Genomic DNA, 16,481 nt, shown 5'->3' with positions numbered 1-16,481 from the left:
GGTATACTTTTTGATACCTCCCTTTTTTGCCTTGTATTATTTTTTTGTCATAGCAACATCCCTCTTTCGTGGAAATTGCATTTGTTTTCTTGCTTTTTTGTATACAAAGTGGTATACTATAGATGTATAAAAATGTTAACATAGATGTGTGTTTCGCTCAAAAGTGAAAAAGAGGTGCATGATGGCAATAAAACAATCTGATATGTGAAAAAGGATTGCATATGCCGTAAAAAAGCGACGATACGGACTCAGAAATGCACCATTCCTGATTGCCGTCACAATACCAGCGAGGAACTTGTTCCGCTGGGAGCGTAGATTAGCGCCGAAATAATCAGGCTTCAGCTTGCTTTCTATACATTCGAGCCACGTCTATGTGTATCGGCACCCATCAAAGCCTTCGGAAGCTTGGTGGTTTCGCCGCTGATCTCAACGATTATGTACTTGATTCTTTTTTGCCATGCGGTTTCAAATACGATTTTCTTGACTTTTTTATACCTATGATATATAATGTAAAAGAGGATTGATAGTTTATGAGCAACATAATTACAGATTCATTATTTAAAAATGCTATTGTATTCTTTAATGATGCGATTTATCATTTTAATCGCTGGCTTGAAAATAAAGCATACGCTGATCAGATATTATCCATCGTAAATACACAGATGGCTCTTGAATTAGCGATGAAATATAAAATAGCCGAAACAGTAGATGTGCGCATTATTTTTGAAACCAAGAGTATCCACGGGCTTTCGATAGATCAAATCTATGACGCCTTCCAAAACAACGAACTAAGAATTAATGAATTTGAGCAATTAAAAAATTACATGGTTATCCCTTTAACACACCACAGATAATTTACAATGCTGTCCAAATAAACAGACCTCAAAACTCAGAAAATATAGTATAATAGTGACAGAAACCGAAGGGAGCTGTCGCTATGTCAAAAAGATTTCCGAAACCTGAGATCACACTTGATGGGATATACTCAAAGTTCGCAGATGAAAGCTTTTGCAAGGATTTTCTGCTTGATATCCGCTTTGAAAAGGGTTTTGCCTGCCCGTTTTGCGGTGGCTCTGAGTACCGCAGGATAAGGTCACGCCATCTGCTGCGATGCAAGTTCTGTAAAGCAGATATATCCGCCACAAACGGAACTTTTATGCACAGAACACATATTCCGCTCAGACTGTGGATAGTCACCGCATTCCTCATTATGAGCAACAAATGCAGCGTTTCTGCTGTTACGCTGATGAGGTCTTTGGGGGTGACCTACAAGACTGCATGGTACATCCTTCATCGCATCAGAAAAGCTATGAAATGCCGTGAAGAACGCTATTTGCTTGACGGGATCGTTGAACTTGATGACACGTATCTCGGTGCTCCGACTCACGGTAAAAAGCGTGGCAGAGGAACTGAAAAAGTCAAGATGATAGTAGCTTTGTCAAAGAACGCAGCAGGAAATCCCGAGTACGTTAAAATGAGCGATGTGCCGAATTTAAAGGGTATAACTGTTGGTAGATTTGCCAGGGATAATATCCGCGCAGGCTCGAAGATCGAGAGTGATAATGCTCGAAGTTACAAGAAACCGTTGGCACAGAAATACTTCCATGTTTTTGAAACATATGATCCGACAAGCGGTCAGCTGAACTGGATGCATAAAGTTATATCAAACTTCAAAGCAATGATCATGGGAACTTACCACGGAAACGAAAAGATCCACACAGCGTTATATGCTGCCGAATACTGCTACAAATTCAACCGTCGTAAGCTGGGAAACAGTGCGTATTTAAGGCTTTTGGCTGCTTTGGTGCAGTGATCTTACTTGTGGTGTGTTAAAGGGATAACCATAAAAAATTATATGAAAAGCAATAAAGAATTAAGCACAACCTTTTCTAGCCATTTTGCATACATGGATAAATTTCAAAACTATAGAAATAAGCTAGTACATCAAAATTATACTTTTACACCAAGCGAGATTAATCAAATTGAAAATGACATTATACACATATTCATCTATATCATTGTAGAAATGCTTACTGACATTAGTGCGGGTGAAAAAGACATCATTATCACTGATCTCATCAATAGCACCGAGTATAAGAAGCTTCTTGCAAACTATAATTTCGCTGAAAAATTAAACGAAAAAGCAAAGTCTGATTATGGGAAACTGTATTATTGTCCAATATGCGACATTGGATTACAAACAATGTTGCCTTACAAAAGATGCTACCGTTGTGGTTTGATATATAACTCCAATTCTACGTCTGTGCATGCTTCAAATGCCGTTATGTATGTAAAATGTCATTTTTGTGGCGAAACAATGGTTGCCTTTGACGATTTGAATATTGATGACAATCATGGATTTGCCAGAGGATTGTGTCTTAATTGTGGAAATGATACTATAATATTCAAATGTCCGAAATGCGGTGAATATTATGATACAGAAACATGCGTTTCAGAGTTTTGTACACCAGATAAATGTATTATTTTTGACACATAACTTAATGTATCGAAATCCGCATGTGTATGCTGTACAATTCGGCGACAAAACTACACATTACAATCACAAAATAGCAAAAACGGAATAAATTTATAATCAGATAATATGCCATAGAGCTTTATGCCCTATGGCATTTCTGATATGTCTTAATCAATGGGACAGCACATAAAAACTGCAAGTCAGCCTTTTCCAATGTTATTACAAGATTTTGAATCAGCAACGCTGTTCTATCCTCTGGGAAATATTTGCTCGTTGACCATAGAGCTGCAGATTAGGCTATACGTTCACGGATAAACACACATTCTTATATAACGCAGTTCCCTATGAACTTAGCATAGTCAAAAGGGAGCCTGTTATGCCAAACTTCGACATTGGCTTCTTCTGTAGATTGGATTTATAGACTCGACTGTTCTTCACCGGGGGTTTTTTCCAGTATATTTTGCAGCTGTTTATTGATCGGAGCTTCATCCGTCATCTTAGTCATAACGATCTTTTCTTCGATAACAGGTAAAAATCGCAGAAGATCACTTTTGTACTGTTCTCTGAGTTCTCCGCCCTCGGGAGAATCAAGCTTCATAAATGCTTGTTCGTAATACTCCATAAGTTTTTCAGGCTGAATCGTTCCGCCGCCGGCATACAGTGAAAGATACTGATTCATTACTCTGTGACGGGCCAGGACTTCCGCTCTTTGCATTGGGCTGTCAAATATAAGATCCTTAAAATCAGGCTTTATAAAGGAATCATTTGTCGGGAAAACCTTTACGGTAAAGCAAGAATGATCTTTGTATTTGTCTATAATGTTTTCCCAGAGCTTGACTCTCTTATCTCTTTCTTCCTGCTCAACAACGCTATGGATAGAAAGATCCCGCATGTCTTTGATATCAAGCAAAACCTTGTAATAAATAAAATTATACGTTGCAATTTGAATGTAGATCTCCTTGTTGTATGAAAACATATTCAGTACAACATTGAAATTATATTCTGTATCAAGTCCTTTTGCGATAGCAACAGCTATCTTTTTCTGCAAGAGCTCGGTTGCAGCATCATATATACAGTTTATTTTATCGTTATCATGAAGTCCAACGACGCATTCATCTGTAAGCACTTGGATCTCATGAGAAAGCAGCTCTCTGTAGATCTTTTGTGCTTTATCGTATACAAGACGCTTTACCTGTTCTACTATTTTCTCAGCAGAATCAAAATCTCTGGTGTTTAGTTTGAACCCGTAAAAATTCATAGTTTTGTACCTCTTTCTTTTTATATATTTATTCCGTCAGTAGAATCCAAAAATTTATTGACAGCTGCCTTTACGATATCGTCTTGTCTCCCATTTACATAAATACGGTCATTTGAATTCGCGATCAAAGTCACAAGGTTATCGTTCTCAAAAACACCTATAGCAGGTGCCGTTGTACCGTTTGGCAGTATACCTGCCGACAGGTCGGTAAGTTCTTTTCCGCTGATAAGTTTTATTTTAAATTCATCGACCTGAAGAGCATCATAATCTTCCGTATATCTACTGCTATATTTACGGTATTCCAGTAATCCGTTTTTCAGGTAGAGATTATATGATATTGTCGCAAGATGATGATTATGATAAATCGGATTGCCTTCATCGAAATTGACTGAAAGAAATTCGTGTTCTTTTTTGTAAAAATCGTATTCCTCTATCATTTTTATGGCATCATCGCCTTTTATTTGAACAAGTGCAGCTTCATTCAAGTACCTGCACAATGTCTGTTTATCAAAATCAGTATTTCTGATAAGCCGTTTAAAATCAGATAGTGACAGGTTTGATTTGATCAAAACGCTGCAGTATTCTATCTCAAATCGATTCAAGCAGCATTCAATGGCCGTGAAGATATTATCTCCAAGCTCTCCTTCTAGATAAACAGAGACCGTTTTCCGAAAATATGACTCCTGTGTTTTGTTGTTGAAATTCAGAAGTTTTTTATTGTGGATCATTGTCCTGGCAGCATTTATCTCCCCCAGATCAAAAAGGCAATTATAAACTGAAGAATTCTGACAATATATAGGGTGAAGATATAATTCGGATGCAGTAAAATCCTGAATTAAATTCCTTTCGTAAGGAAGATCGGCAAGCAGAAGAATACAAACATCATCTTCACGATAAAAATACAGTTCAGGCAAAATTTCTATCAGAGTAAGATAGTCGTTTTCGGTGTATTTCTTTTCATTTCCGTTATCATAAATTATAAGATTGGATTGGATATCATAAAACTCTTCGGTATCATACATCTCATCATTACAATCTATTTTTGCATAACGAACATCGTTTTCAAAAAGAGGGATTGTGTGGCCGCATTTACATATCGGGAATCTATCCTCTCGGCATTCAAAACTGTTGCCGCAATTAACGCAAAATGTCTTTAATATCTTTGGCAAAGTGTGACATCTCCTTTATTACTGTATATATATAATTATTATAGCAGAATATTTTCTAAAAAAGAAAAAATTTGCTGTGTTTTTTTTTGTACTAAATTACCACTTTAAGTATATAGAAAAATTTTTTTACCAATCCTATTGCAACCTAAAAATTTATATGATATAATTTAGTTGTCGAAAGAAAGAAAAATATATCCGGAGGTGGGATTTTTGTTTGATGATAATATTGCTGATGCTTTAACGGTTTATGCATTAACGCATGATCTAAAAAATAAAAACACGATAGATATTTTTAATCAGCTTGTTGTTACGACAAAAGTTAATATCCCCGGCGACCAGGTTTTGTCTGTACTTGAGTACATCGAAGCCGCGAAGAATAAAATCGAGCTATCATCATACATTCTTCTCGCGGAATTAGGCGGCATGATTCCAAGAGCGCTCGATTATTTAAAAGTCAAAAAAGCCGAGTAGACAAAGAACCATAAGGAGAGTATAATTATGATCACAAGAGAAGAGATAATAGAACTTACGAACGAAGATATCGTCAGGATCTATCAGGATCTTGAATCACAATTCACTAAGCGTGAAAAGGAACTTGCAGCTACTGTGCTCATCGAAAAGAACATCGGTCTGATAACTTCGACTTTAAAGCACTTTACCACAAACAAGAGGACTAGTTGGGACGAACTTATGCAGGCCGGTCGATACGGTATATTCTATGCTGCAAAAAGATATAAATTCAATGAAGGTACTCAGTTCCATACCTTCGCTGTGTCGCAGATCAAAGCTGCAATACTCGATGAGCTTAACAAAGCAACATCTAACTCGTCGAATCACTACATGATCAACGAAAAAAAGATAAAGATGGCCATAGCCGATATTCAGGCCATTAAAGGAGCTAATTATTATCCTAACGCTGATGAGATAAGATCCTGCATTCTGGCAAACCGAGGTGAAGATATACCTACAACCACCATTGAAAGATGCATGGTTGGCTCTCGTCAAAACGAGGCTCAGTCTCTTGATGATGACAATTTTAATCACTCTATTCCTGACTTGACAGCAACTTGCGAGGAGATTGTTGATCAGCAATATATGAAATCCGACGTTGAAAAGGCTCTTGACAGACTCCCTCCTGCTGAAAGATTTGTACTTATCCATAAGCATGGATTTGTCAACGGTATAGAGTACAGCGACAGTCAGATCGCAAATCTTATGAACCAGCAAGCAATGTTCATAAAGATGAATAAAGGTAAAAAGATCTCCAATTTCATAGTAGGTAAATATGCAAAGAACGGAGAACTCCTTATTTCCAGAGATGCTAAGCTGCAGGTTTATGGACAGAAAGTTTCTGCGCTTGCAAAGGTGAAAGAGGAATGGAATATGGAAACGATATCGACAAAAGCTGCATGTGACTTCTGTGATGAGATCGGTGACAGTATCCTTCGTGACTTTTTCGATAGAAAAGAGTCAATGGATGACGTCATATAAATCAAAACCCGTAACAAAGGGGCTGTTGTAGCCCCAACAAAGAAAAAGAGCCTGGCACAGACCTGATTGAAAGGTGACCCGCCCCCTGTCAAATAGACAGTGTAAAAAACAAAAATATTCTATGTTGTGACCAAAAGCAGTCTGTGCAATATGTGCAGGCTGCTATTTGTTAGCAGTAATTGGCATTTCACTTTCGTAGTGAGGAGCGTAGCGACGAACGAAGAAAGTGAAATGCCGCGGCGCCCGGTCACGCAGCATACGCCCGGTGAAACTCCATCGGTGTCATGCTGTTCAGTTTGATTTGATACCGACCAGTGTTGTAGTATCTGATGTATTCTTCAATCGCTGCGATCAGACTGGTTTTATCTGTAAACTTACGAAGGTAGTACATCTCGGATTTCAGAACGCCCCACCAGCCTTCCATCGGTCCGTTATCTATGCATCTTCCGACTCGGGACATACTCTGTATCATTCCTGCATCTACAAGTTTTTTGTGAAATGTTTTGTTGGTATACTGAAAACCTCTGTCACTGTGGAAGATCGGGTGGGCATCAGGATTGTGTTCTATCGCTTCGTCAAATGTGGAAAATACAAGATGATTGTTATTGCTGTCACCGATTTTGTAAGCTACGATGCGTCTGTCATAAAGATCCAGAATTGCACTCAGATACAACTTCTTGATGACCGAACCGACATAGTATTTGAACTCTGTCACATCGGTGAGCCACTTCTCATTCGGCTTATCTGCGTGGAAATCTCTGTTCAGAATATTCTCCGCTGTGATCTGCGGTGTTGACGGAATATATGTATTCTTCTTGACACGGGTGACTGATTTCAGATGAAGAATCTGCATTAATCTGTAAATCCGTTTCTTGTTGTAATGCACGTCATGCTCACGGTTGATTACGACTGTCATCTGACGGTACCCTAAGATACCATTGCGTTCTTCATAGTGTTGTTTGATCCATTCTACAAGCTGTTCATTGACTTTCTGGCTTAAACTCTGCTTCCTTTTCAGCCATTTGTAATATGCAGAGCGTGCGACGTGAACAGCAGCACAGAGCTTCTGAATCGGATAATGCTCTGCTTCATTCATGTATCTGATCGCAATATACTTGTCCTCGTTTCGTACTCCGCTCAGTGACCACCCCCTTGAAGCTCCCTGAGTTTTTTTAGCAGCTTATTCTCCATTTCCATATCTTTCAGCTTGGCTTGCAGTATCTTGTTTTCCATACGAAGCCTGTCTGCTTCTGTGAGCGCATCTTCCGACTTTGCCTTGCCACGTCGGTCTGTGAGTCCCTCCACTCCTTTTGCTTCATACTTGCGTACCCAGGAATAGATCTGCTGATAGGATACGCCGTATTTCTCCATCGCAAGCCCATAATCCTTGCCGTTCTCAATGCAGAACGCTACGATCTCCGCACGTTCCTCCTGTGTTGTTTTTCTGCCTTTGTTCATGGTAATTCCTCTTTCCGAGCGTGTGCGCTCTTTAAAGTCCTTACCGCTATTATAACATGAAATCCACTTTCTTAAAACACTTGTGGATGAAATATGATACTTTCGGCATATCTCTACTTGACTTCCTTTACAGTCAAGATATTCAGTTACTGCTTTCAACTTAGTTTTCGCTGAATACCGTTTCTTTGTATGGCTGATCCTGACCGATTCTATTCCATCTGTTTTTGCGAAAACTACCATTTGTCTAAACGTTTCTTTTGTAACCCCATATTTCTTGGCTATTGATGCATAGCTCCCTTTTCCTGAAAGATATTCTTGCACTGCTTGAATTCTTTCTTCATCTGTCAGTTTTCTTCGTGACATAAAATAACCCCCTAGAGTTTTTCACGATTTTTGTTTTTTCGTGTGTCTACTCTAAGGGGATTATATCAAAGTAGTGCCAAGCTCTTCTTTTTGTGGTATAATATAATTGCAAAAAAACATTAAACCAACGAAAGGATTGTACCACAAAAATGAGAAATTGTCAAGTGCGTCTTAACATGAATTATGAGATCTACATCGAAGAAAGCTCACCTGTCAGAGTATTGAGCAATGTTATAGATGAGATCTATCAAAAAGAAGAATACACGATAGTAAGCAAGTGGAATGGCGCCATTATTATAAAGCACCGATACACGATCTTAGGGAATGTCCGTATTAGTATGAAAATACCCGCAACAGCATTTGAGATATATCATAATTCACCTTGGATCGATCTTTTCCAACGCCTCAAACAGCTTATTGAACACCAGCTGATTAGGGAACCGCGCATAATCCGCAAACACTGTTATGCCAGTATGATAGAAATGTTCCAGAATAGCCGCAGCACAGCCTGCGCTTCGGCTTTGACCATATTCGCACTGGCAGACGATATCCCGCCCGCACTCAAAAGCTTTTTTAACAAACGCAGCCATGTCATCGGCTTCGGAAAAATAGCTCTCAAAAGTATAACCCTTGTTGCCAAGCACATCAATATCCAGGTCATCAAGTTCGCTGTAAAATACCATATCGCAGACTCCGCTGTAATCGATATGGGTGTAATTCTTGTTGATGTGCTTAATGGCAGGATCGTAAAAACTGATAACAGCGGTATTTGTCGGGAACCGATTTTCTGCTATCATTTTCTCGGCTTGTTCACGGGAATAGATATATACTTTCATCTGAGCTTTATTTCCTTTCATTTCTCTTTTCTTTCGTATCAGCGCCTGTAAAACTTCGGCGAATATCATCTGGTTCGGAAAATATTTTCTATCCTCAAATATGGTTTTGCCTGACGAATAAAAATGTTCCAATATCGCGGCAGCACAGCCTGCGCTTCTGCTTTGCCCGAAATCACATTGGCAGATAATATTTTTATCTTGATCAAATGCGGCATAGATAAAGTCTGCAAGTTCGGAAATATCTTTTATCAGTCCGACTTCAGCGGGTGATATATTTTCAAAACTATCCCAGTCGATATCGGGGGCTTCAACATAGAAAACTTCTGTATTTATGCGGCTGAAATCTACACGGCTGTAACCATCGGTTGCATATTCCTGAGGATCGTAAAAGCTAATAACAGCGCTGTTTTCGGGAAATCTGCCATCGGCGATAAGTTCTTCTGCCTGCTTGCGGGAAAGTATGGTCACGTTCATATTATCCTCCTCATTTGTCAAGAAAGCACATATAATGTCTGCTGTGGTCGTACCTGATAACGGTATCGCCCGATATCTCAAAGGCTGACTTTATCTTGGTAAGACGATCTTCGCCAATATGCACGCTCATATAGATCACAGCTTTGCCTTTGTTTGAAATGTCAACTCTGCCCCGCGGGTAATAGTCAAAAAGCTTTTTACAGCCCTTGGGTCGGATTATTTCCCACAGTTTTTGATGATTGTAAGTGTCCCCCGACTTTGCTGTGCCCTCGGGGTATTTTCCGTCAAAGGGGAAAGTCAGCAGTTCGCCGTTTATCAGCCAGAACACTCCTTTTTTCAAGGTTATTTGATCACCTCTCCGAAATATTCCTCAAGCGGAATAGTCGCTCCCGAATGTTTGCCGCCATCGATGATGCGAAAACGCTGATTATCCAGAAGATCTTTAGTGAACGTGTGATCTCCCAGCACCTCATCGTCCGAACCGACGATACAGCTGACGTTCTCGCTTTTGATTTTTGAAAGCTCACCAAACAGCGCTATCAGTGGCTTGATATGTTCGGGGAATGTCAGAAAAGGCATGAGGAACGGGTTCACCGTTATCACGGGGATATCAAGTTCAGCAGACAGCACCGCCGCATAAAATCCGCCCAGACTTGTGCCGACAATGATATCGGGAGACTTTTCCTCAGCAATACTGCTAAGCCTGTCCATGATATTGTCGGGAGATTCGTTCTCATAGTCAAAAGCGGGTGAGATGATCTCGTGACCAAGTTTTGCAAGCGCCTTATAAGCGCTGTTCTCGGGGCTTCCGTTGTAGCCGTGGATATTGAGTATACGCATGATTTTTGCTCCTTTCGGGTAAAAAAATACCGAAGCTTCCTGCTTCGGTATATAGTATAACATATGGGATGGGGAGAAAAACGGCGGTGTGCTGTCCATTTTGGTGATTATAGTAATTCTTTGGTTATTGCTCTTTCTCCAGCACAATTTGGACCTCTATTAGCATTATATCCGTCTTTATTCCAATTATCCCAACTTTTATAGTACGCAATTAGTGCAACTTCAAGTGCATTAATTTCCTCATAATCAGTATTAGCTAACTTTATAACTTTAAGCGAAAATGGTTCATTTTCCTTTATTGCTTTATCTATTTTCGAGTCTTCATTTTTGACGTGATCACAAAGCCTTCCACTTAATCCGCCAGATTTTCCTTTAGCCTGTCCTGTATAGTATCCTCTATCGATAGGTTTATTATCGTTGTGTAGAATGTATACACCAGCATCCATTATATAGTTTTCATTTTTCCACTTGTCATCAGTCAACAGTCCATAATCTTCAGCTTGAGCACAAATTGTTTTGAGATATTCTTCGTCAAAAATAAATAAATTATCTAAAGTCCATATTTCTTCTATATTATAAAACAAATTACGAAATTGTACTGTTAAGTTTTCTTTATCGTATAGTATAATTTCTGCTTCATGTACACCAGTCCAGTTTTCAAACATAAAAATTCTTCCGGGAACTAATAACTGATTGTTATCAAATTCATTACAGTGTTTTTTTGTCAATCTTCTTTTAAAAGAATCAATTGCATCTTTTTTGTTCTTCATCTAATTACCTCCAGTCTATAGATTTCAAACGGTCTTGCTTAACATTATAATCATACTATACCACATCCTCAAACAAAAGTCAACACAAATAAACAAATTCAATTTTATAACAAATTTAAATATCAAAACCTCTTCTTCTCGAAAAACTCAATGGAATCCTTATCTTCGTAGGTCACTTTTGCTGAGCAGTACTGAAAAGCATCTTTTCTTATACGCTTCACGCTTGCAGGAACATGGATAGTTTTAAGTTTGCGGCAATCCATAAACCCACCGAATGAACACTCATCACCTATCTGCGTGACGCTTTCGGGAATGATTATATCACCGCTTTTTTCCACGGGACATCTCAGCAGGATAGTCTTTTCATTATTGTAAAGAATGCCGTCACTGCTGGTGTAGTGCTGGTTGAACAGGTCAACTTCAAACTCTTCCAGAGCAGGCGCACTTAATGAAAGATCGTCGAAATCTTCCACATCTTTTCCAATGGTGATCTTTTTCAGCGATGTACAGCCGTTAAAAACCTGCGTATATAATGAAGTCACTCCTGCGGGAATGGTTATCTCTTCCAGAGCTGTACAGAACATGAACATATCGTCGTTGATAGAAAAGGGCATATATTTCGGGAACACTACCTTTTTTAACGAAGAACACTCAGTAAAGGCACCGGGACAGATCAGCTTTACCGAAGACGGAATGACGATCTCCTCGATGTTATAGCATCCGGCGAAAGCGTCATCCAGTATATCGATCACCGTATCGGGTATCACGAATCGTTTCGTATCGATAGCGTTCGGACAGCGTATCAGCGCGGTCATGTCCCTGCTGTACAGAACGCCATTCACGCTTACATAGTTGGGATTATCTTCGTTTGCAGTTATCTCAACAAGCTCGTCGCAATTCCACAGACCAAAATTAATTTCGCCTTCTTCCCAGGGGTAGAGGCTGTTGGGGATATGAATGGAAGTAAGTTCGTCACGATCATCAAAGGCATGATACCTGATGTCCTTTACGCCCTCGGGAATGACCGCCCTGGTAACGCCCTCTTCTTTGGTGTACTTTTCCAGGAAATCTCCGTTGATAATAAATCCCATATGTGCGCTCCTTTCAATGATAAAAAATATACCGAAGCTTTTTTCATCTTCGGTATATAGTATAACATATAAGATGGGTAAAAAAGCGGCGGTGTAGTTGATATCAATTTCTCACTTGTATCTGTCAGCCACTTCTCTAAGTGTTTTGCCAATCTTCATGCGCAGGGACTCCGGAAACAGCACCTCGACCTGATCGGCGTACTGTATAGCCCAGTGCAGCATAGCGTCCTCGCTTACACGCACCCTGACTTCCATAGAGCCATCTTTAAAGGTAGTGATACCTGCCGAAGTACCGAACCAGTCAACAATATCATTCATGAGATACTGCTGACATCTGAATCTGCATAAACCGACCTCACCAGCCCACATATTCGGGTGTTCGCGGACATAATCGCCTAGGTCTATGCCGTTCTCAAAACCTTTCAGTGAACGCACTGACACCGCCTTTTCATCAGTAATTGAGATATCGGTTATCCTGTCGGCGCGGAAAACGCTAACGCCATAACGCTCCTTTGGATTCCCCAGCATATAGTACCGCCCGTTCAGCGAAAGCAGCTTATATGGGCTGACGGTGTAGAGTTTTTTCTCACCGTTGTCGTCAGTCCGCGGATGAAGCTTGAAGTCGGTGCCGAAGTCGCAGTAACGGAATTGCACCTGCTTTTTGTCGATGGCTGCCTCGTTCAGCAGTGATATTGTGTAGAAAAGCGACTTATTCACACCGCTTCGTCCAACCGTCGATGTCATGGTTTTTACGCGCTTTAGGAAATCCTCTTCGCCCATTTCGGCTATCTTCATGACCAGCCTATCACACTGATTTTTCGGCAGATAGTTCGAGAAAAGCAGGCTGTCGATCATCACGCAAAGCTCGCTTTCGTCCCACTTATGCACACGTTGGAAGTACCAGTCAGTCATTATATTCTCATGTGCACCACACTTGTTGGTACGGTGATGCTCGGTATGTACCAGCGGATAATCTGCTTCCAGCAGCATAGAAAGATTATGGCGCACCGTCTTGCGGTCAATTTTCACGCCATAGTCCTCAAACACCAGATCGGCTATCTTCTGCTGAGATATCCTGTGTTCCTCGTCAGTATGCTTTTTCAGCACCTCAAGAATATAGTGCATATAAAGCTTTTTCGGCTTTTTCTCTGTCATTATGATACCTCCCATGTCATTTATGTTTAGAGTATTATAGCACATCAAAACAGATTTTGCAATAGGAGTATGTACGGTTTTTGGGACATGGTCTATTTCAAATATAATAATAAAGCACCATCATGACTTCGTGACATAATGGTGCTTAGTGATCCGTTGTAAATTGTCTGTATTAATTGTTTTGGTGTGGATAGATTGCTTCTTTAGCGCTAGTCAGATAAAGCTCTACTCTATGGCAGTGTTATTACAGCTTAGCCAGCTTGGGAAACTCGTTCTTCAGTGCGGGATAGATATCGCGATAAAGCTGATAGAACTTCTCGTACTCGGGAACTGTTGCCGCGTTGGGCTTCTAAACCTTGTCGGTACGTACAACAGCCTTGCAAGCCTCGGTACGCTGGAATAAATGCCTGCGCCCACCATTGAGAGCAGTGCAACGTCCAGCATTTTATTATTTTATGAGTTATGCTGGGACGGTTTAATTTGAGTAAGGCTCTTTTCTTTAAGGATTGCAGCGTTTACAAGGCGTATATCCCTGAGCGATCAGGTCATCCCGGCTTCCGTTATAATCCCAACGATTTTTCGTTTTAGTATCTTTTACGCTCGAACATGAAGGTAAATGAAACTTTTTTGTATTTGTATTTACCACATAATCACATTGTTCTTCGGTTTCGTTATGCTCAGAAGGAGTTGTAACGCTAGTTACAGTAGTTGTGGTTTCCGATACTGATTCCTCCATAACCCAGCTATCGCCATTAGAATAATCTATGCCAATTCCCGGCTGAACATTATAACAAAATACACAGAACTGAATACCTTGACCTTGGTCTTCAACCGAATATCCTTCCATAAGGACACCATTTGCAACAAGATTATTTCCTTCAAAAATCGGAGTTACCCGATAAAGGACATGATTACCAGTACTTTTAACATAATCAGCTACTTTATTCTCAAAAGGAAGCATTCCATGTATATTCAGATAGCGAGTTCCGGTTATAAGATTTTGGGCATTCGCGTTCTCCCCCGAATTTTCATATGATATGAGGTGGCAACGATTGTACAAAAATTTACCCTCAATTAAATCATCATACCTTATCGTCTGCCATCCGCTCGGTTTTATCATCCCGATCGGGCCACGTGGCTCAGTGGGCATTAACTCAATACAAATATTTGCAAAAGCCGGTCCGCAGCGTCCAAGGTCATCCAGAGGACTGTATGATTCAAACGCTTCCGTAACAGTTTTATCTTCAAAAAAAGGAATGTTATTGTTGACCTCAACAAACGGTTCACCTGAATAAGACGGGATGTCAGCTAAGGAAAAGACGATAGATACAGGCTCAGCTGCAACTGTAGTAGTCGTTTCTTCTGTAATTGCCGCAGTTGTACTTACTGAAGTTACTGTCGTTTCTGATGCAGAGCTTTCTGTGGTACTTAACACGGGAACAGCAGTTTCTGAACTTATTTCTGTTATAATTTCAGTTGATACTACTGTTGCGGATGGTTTGCTTTGATGGGGAACCGAACTTGTACCGGTAGTAGTGCAGCCACCTAAAGCAAGCATCACAAATGAAAGAAGTAATGCAATTGGTTTTTTAAGCATTGTATTCACCGCCTTTCTTGTATATTTGATACTACAAAATATTCTGCACTCATTTTCTTATAAAAATTATACATGATTTTAGTTAATAATTCAACAAGTTTCCTTAAAATCATCAGTTTGTATAAAATACTCGGTATAGATCACTAAAAAGAAAGGTTACGCTACTCCAAGCCCAACATAACCTTTCAGATAAGAGTTTTTATTATTTATTGATCCCCTGAAGCCCTAATTCGGTGTTCGGATCATTATCAGACTTCGTTATATCTTCTTTTACAATATCTGATAGCACATCCTCGTTAACTACATCACTCTTATTCTTGCTTCCGCTGCTATTATCATCAAATATTCCTTCAGGGATCCTTATAGGTTCCTTTGAAACCTCTTCATTCATTTTATCTCTTATCTGTTCTCTGTTTGAAACTTCATTTTTGATTTCATTTATATCGTTGATAATTATAGATTCTACACTGTCCTTTTCATTGTTGTACTCAATTATTATTTTTCTGATATCGGAAGTTTTGTTCTGATTATTTATCACTATTCTTTCCCATTCCGGAGAAAGATCTATTTTCAGTACTTTTTGGATCTCCTCTTTAGTGGAATTGAGGTTGATACCGTTACTTAACTCTACATTATATTTACTCACTGCATCTTTATATGCAGCAACCGAATTCAGGTAAGCTTGCTGAGCTTCTTTTCCGGTAGATTCGATGGCATTAAACTGCATTATGACTTTGTGGTTGATATCCCGGATAGAGGAACCGTTTATATTTGATAGGTCCTCTTTCATGCTTTCAAAGTTTGCTCCCATCTGAGCAAAATCATTCTGAATGTCTTCTACTGATAGTGCCGAACCTATCTCTACTCCATTTACCGAAGCGGACAGGTCATCATCAATGTTAACAGATTCTGTTTTTCCGTCTGCTATTTTCTTGGTTTCTGATAATTTCAAGCTATCAGCAATTGTAGATGCCGTTTTATCATCATCGGACACGCACAGAATTGCATATTCATCATTTACGGTTTTTATATAACCGTTTTTTTCATCATCTCTTAATATGCACTCAAATTTCCCGTCTTCCAATTTCTGCTTAATATAGATGTTTTCGGAGAATTGTCCTGAAAAAAATGATGATAAAGCAGCAAGATCATCGATCGCAGCTGAAGCATTCATTCTCCTTACCTCTACTAAAAAGTCATCATCCTTAAGATAATATCCATTTTCTGTTGTATTATCTTTTGAATTCAAATGTTCATCCGGCACATAAAAATACACTCCGTCTATGGATGTTATCTTAGTAAGGTTAACTGCTTCTACGGGATATTTTTGGTTTATCACCTCCCGCGAATCAACTCCGCATGAAGTTGCAGCTGCAAGAATAAATGCAGCTGAAAGAAAAGTAACTATCTTGTTGTTCATAGATAATGCTCCTCTCTACAATTTAACTATATATATTATAGCTGAAAATTTTAGTAAATAGAAAAAAGCTGCCATTTTTTTAA

At 39.5% G+C, this 16,481-nt stretch carries 17 protein-coding genes; 5 read left to right on the top strand and 12 right to left on the bottom strand.

Annotated features, from left to right (window positions below; genetic code table 11):
• Window positions 1–530: 530 nt before the first annotated feature.
• The 3 genes from RUMAL_RS18720 (at window position 531) to RUMAL_RS18710 (ending at window position 2,497) form a co-directional block, all read left to right on the top strand.
• Window positions 531–854: a hypothetical protein gene (locus tag RUMAL_RS18720; protein WP_013483664.1), complete on the top strand. Its 324-nt coding sequence runs from the start codon at window positions 531–533 to the stop codon at window positions 852–854.
• An 83-nt stretch (window positions 855–937) separates the two neighbouring features.
• Entirely contained in the window at window positions 938–1,813 is an 876-nt protein-coding gene (locus tag RUMAL_RS18715) for an IS1595 family transposase (protein WP_013483548.1), read from the top strand.
• Window positions 1,814–1,855: 42 nt separating this feature from the next.
• On the top strand, window positions 1,856–2,497 hold the full coding sequence (locus RUMAL_RS18710; protein ID WP_013483663.1) for a hypothetical protein: 642 nt from the start codon (window positions 1,856–1,858) through the stop codon (window positions 2,495–2,497).
• Between the two features lie 394 nt (window positions 2,498–2,891).
• Here the strand turns inward: RUMAL_RS18710 and RUMAL_RS18705 are convergent, their stop codons facing one another.
• Window positions 2,892–3,734 carry a hypothetical protein gene (locus RUMAL_RS18705; RefSeq protein WP_013483662.1) on the bottom strand — a complete coding sequence of 281 codons (843 nt, stop codon included), beginning with the start codon at window positions 3,732–3,734 and terminating at the stop codon, window positions 2,892–2,894.
• A gap of 20 nt (window positions 3,735–3,754) precedes the next feature.
• Entirely contained in the window at window positions 3,755–4,903 is a 1,149-nt protein-coding gene (locus tag RUMAL_RS18700; protein ID WP_013483661.1) for a hypothetical protein, read from the bottom strand.
• 210 nt (window positions 4,904–5,113) lie between these two features.
• On the opposite strand from RUMAL_RS18700, the gene RUMAL_RS18695 reads away from it, so the two are divergent.
• Both RUMAL_RS18695 and RUMAL_RS21065 read left to right on the top strand, forming a co-directional pair.
• Window positions 5,114–5,374: a hypothetical protein gene (locus RUMAL_RS18695; RefSeq protein WP_013483660.1), complete on the top strand. Its 261-nt coding sequence runs from the start codon at window positions 5,114–5,116 to the stop codon at window positions 5,372–5,374.
• 27 nt (window positions 5,375–5,401) lie between these two features.
• Window positions 5,402–6,394, top strand: coding sequence for a sigma-70 family RNA polymerase sigma factor (locus tag RUMAL_RS21065; RefSeq protein WP_013483659.1), 993 nt, complete (start codon window positions 5,402–5,404; stop codon window positions 6,392–6,394).
• 247 nt (window positions 6,395–6,641) lie between these two features.
• Here RUMAL_RS21065 and RUMAL_RS18685 read toward each other — a convergent pair whose 3' ends face one another.
• The 10 genes from RUMAL_RS18685 to RUMAL_RS18635 form a co-directional block, all read right to left on the bottom strand.
• The gene (locus RUMAL_RS18685; RefSeq protein ID WP_272868113.1) at window positions 6,642–7,535 is read right to left on the bottom strand and encodes an IS3 family transposase; all 894 of its coding nucleotides are present in this window, start codon (window positions 7,533–7,535) and stop codon (window positions 6,642–6,644) included.
• A complete protein-coding gene (locus tag RUMAL_RS18680; RefSeq protein ID WP_013483332.1) occupies window positions 7,532–8,215 on the bottom strand; it encodes a helix-turn-helix domain-containing protein in 684 nt (227 codons plus the stop codon). Before RUMAL_RS18680 ends, RUMAL_RS18685 begins: the two co-directional genes overlap by 4 nt.
• 377 nt (window positions 8,216–8,592) lie before the next feature.
• On the bottom strand, window positions 8,593–9,525 hold the full coding sequence (locus RUMAL_RS21060; RefSeq protein ID WP_013483658.1) for a hypothetical protein: 933 nt from the start codon (window positions 9,523–9,525) through the stop codon (window positions 8,593–8,595).
• Between the two features lie 10 nt (window positions 9,526–9,535).
• Window positions 9,536–9,865, bottom strand: a complete 330-nt coding sequence (locus tag RUMAL_RS18665; RefSeq protein WP_013483657.1) for a hypothetical protein — start codon at window positions 9,863–9,865, stop codon at window positions 9,536–9,538.
• A 2-nt stretch (window positions 9,866–9,867) separates the two neighbouring features.
• Entirely contained in the window at window positions 9,868–10,365 is a 498-nt protein-coding gene (locus tag RUMAL_RS18660; protein ID WP_013483656.1) for a YqiA/YcfP family alpha/beta fold hydrolase, read from the bottom strand.
• 107 nt (window positions 10,366–10,472) lie between these two features.
• Window positions 10,473–11,135, bottom strand: a complete 663-nt coding sequence (locus RUMAL_RS18655; RefSeq protein ID WP_013483655.1) for a GIY-YIG nuclease family protein — start codon at window positions 11,133–11,135, stop codon at window positions 10,473–10,475.
• A gap of 122 nt (window positions 11,136–11,257) precedes the next feature.
• The gene (locus tag RUMAL_RS18650) at window positions 11,258–12,226 is read right to left on the bottom strand and encodes a leucine-rich repeat domain-containing protein (protein ID WP_013483654.1); all 969 of its coding nucleotides are present in this window, start codon (window positions 12,224–12,226) and stop codon (window positions 11,258–11,260) included.
• Between the two features lie 111 nt (window positions 12,227–12,337).
• Window positions 12,338–13,381 (bottom strand): helix-turn-helix transcriptional regulator, encoded by a 1,044-nt coding sequence (locus RUMAL_RS18645; protein ID WP_013483653.1) that lies wholly within the window; start codon window positions 13,379–13,381, stop codon window positions 12,338–12,340.
• Window positions 13,382–13,880: 499 nt separating this feature from the next.
• Window positions 13,881–14,978: a DNA/RNA non-specific endonuclease gene (locus RUMAL_RS18640; RefSeq protein ID WP_013483652.1), complete on the bottom strand. Its 1,098-nt coding sequence runs from the start codon at window positions 14,976–14,978 to the stop codon at window positions 13,881–13,883.
• Window positions 14,979–15,180: 202 nt separating this feature from the next.
• On the bottom strand, window positions 15,181–16,398 hold the full coding sequence (locus RUMAL_RS18635; RefSeq protein ID WP_013483651.1) for a hypothetical protein: 1,218 nt from the start codon (window positions 16,396–16,398) through the stop codon (window positions 15,181–15,183).
• Window positions 16,399–16,481 lie beyond the last annotated feature (83 nt).

Origin of the sequence: Ruminococcus albus 7 = DSM 20455, from assembly GCF_000179635.2 — a bacterium.
Classification (GTDB): Bacteria; Bacillota; Clostridia; order Oscillospirales; family Ruminococcaceae; genus Hominimerdicola; species Hominimerdicola alba.
This window is presented reverse-complemented; position numbering and strand designations above follow the sequence as displayed.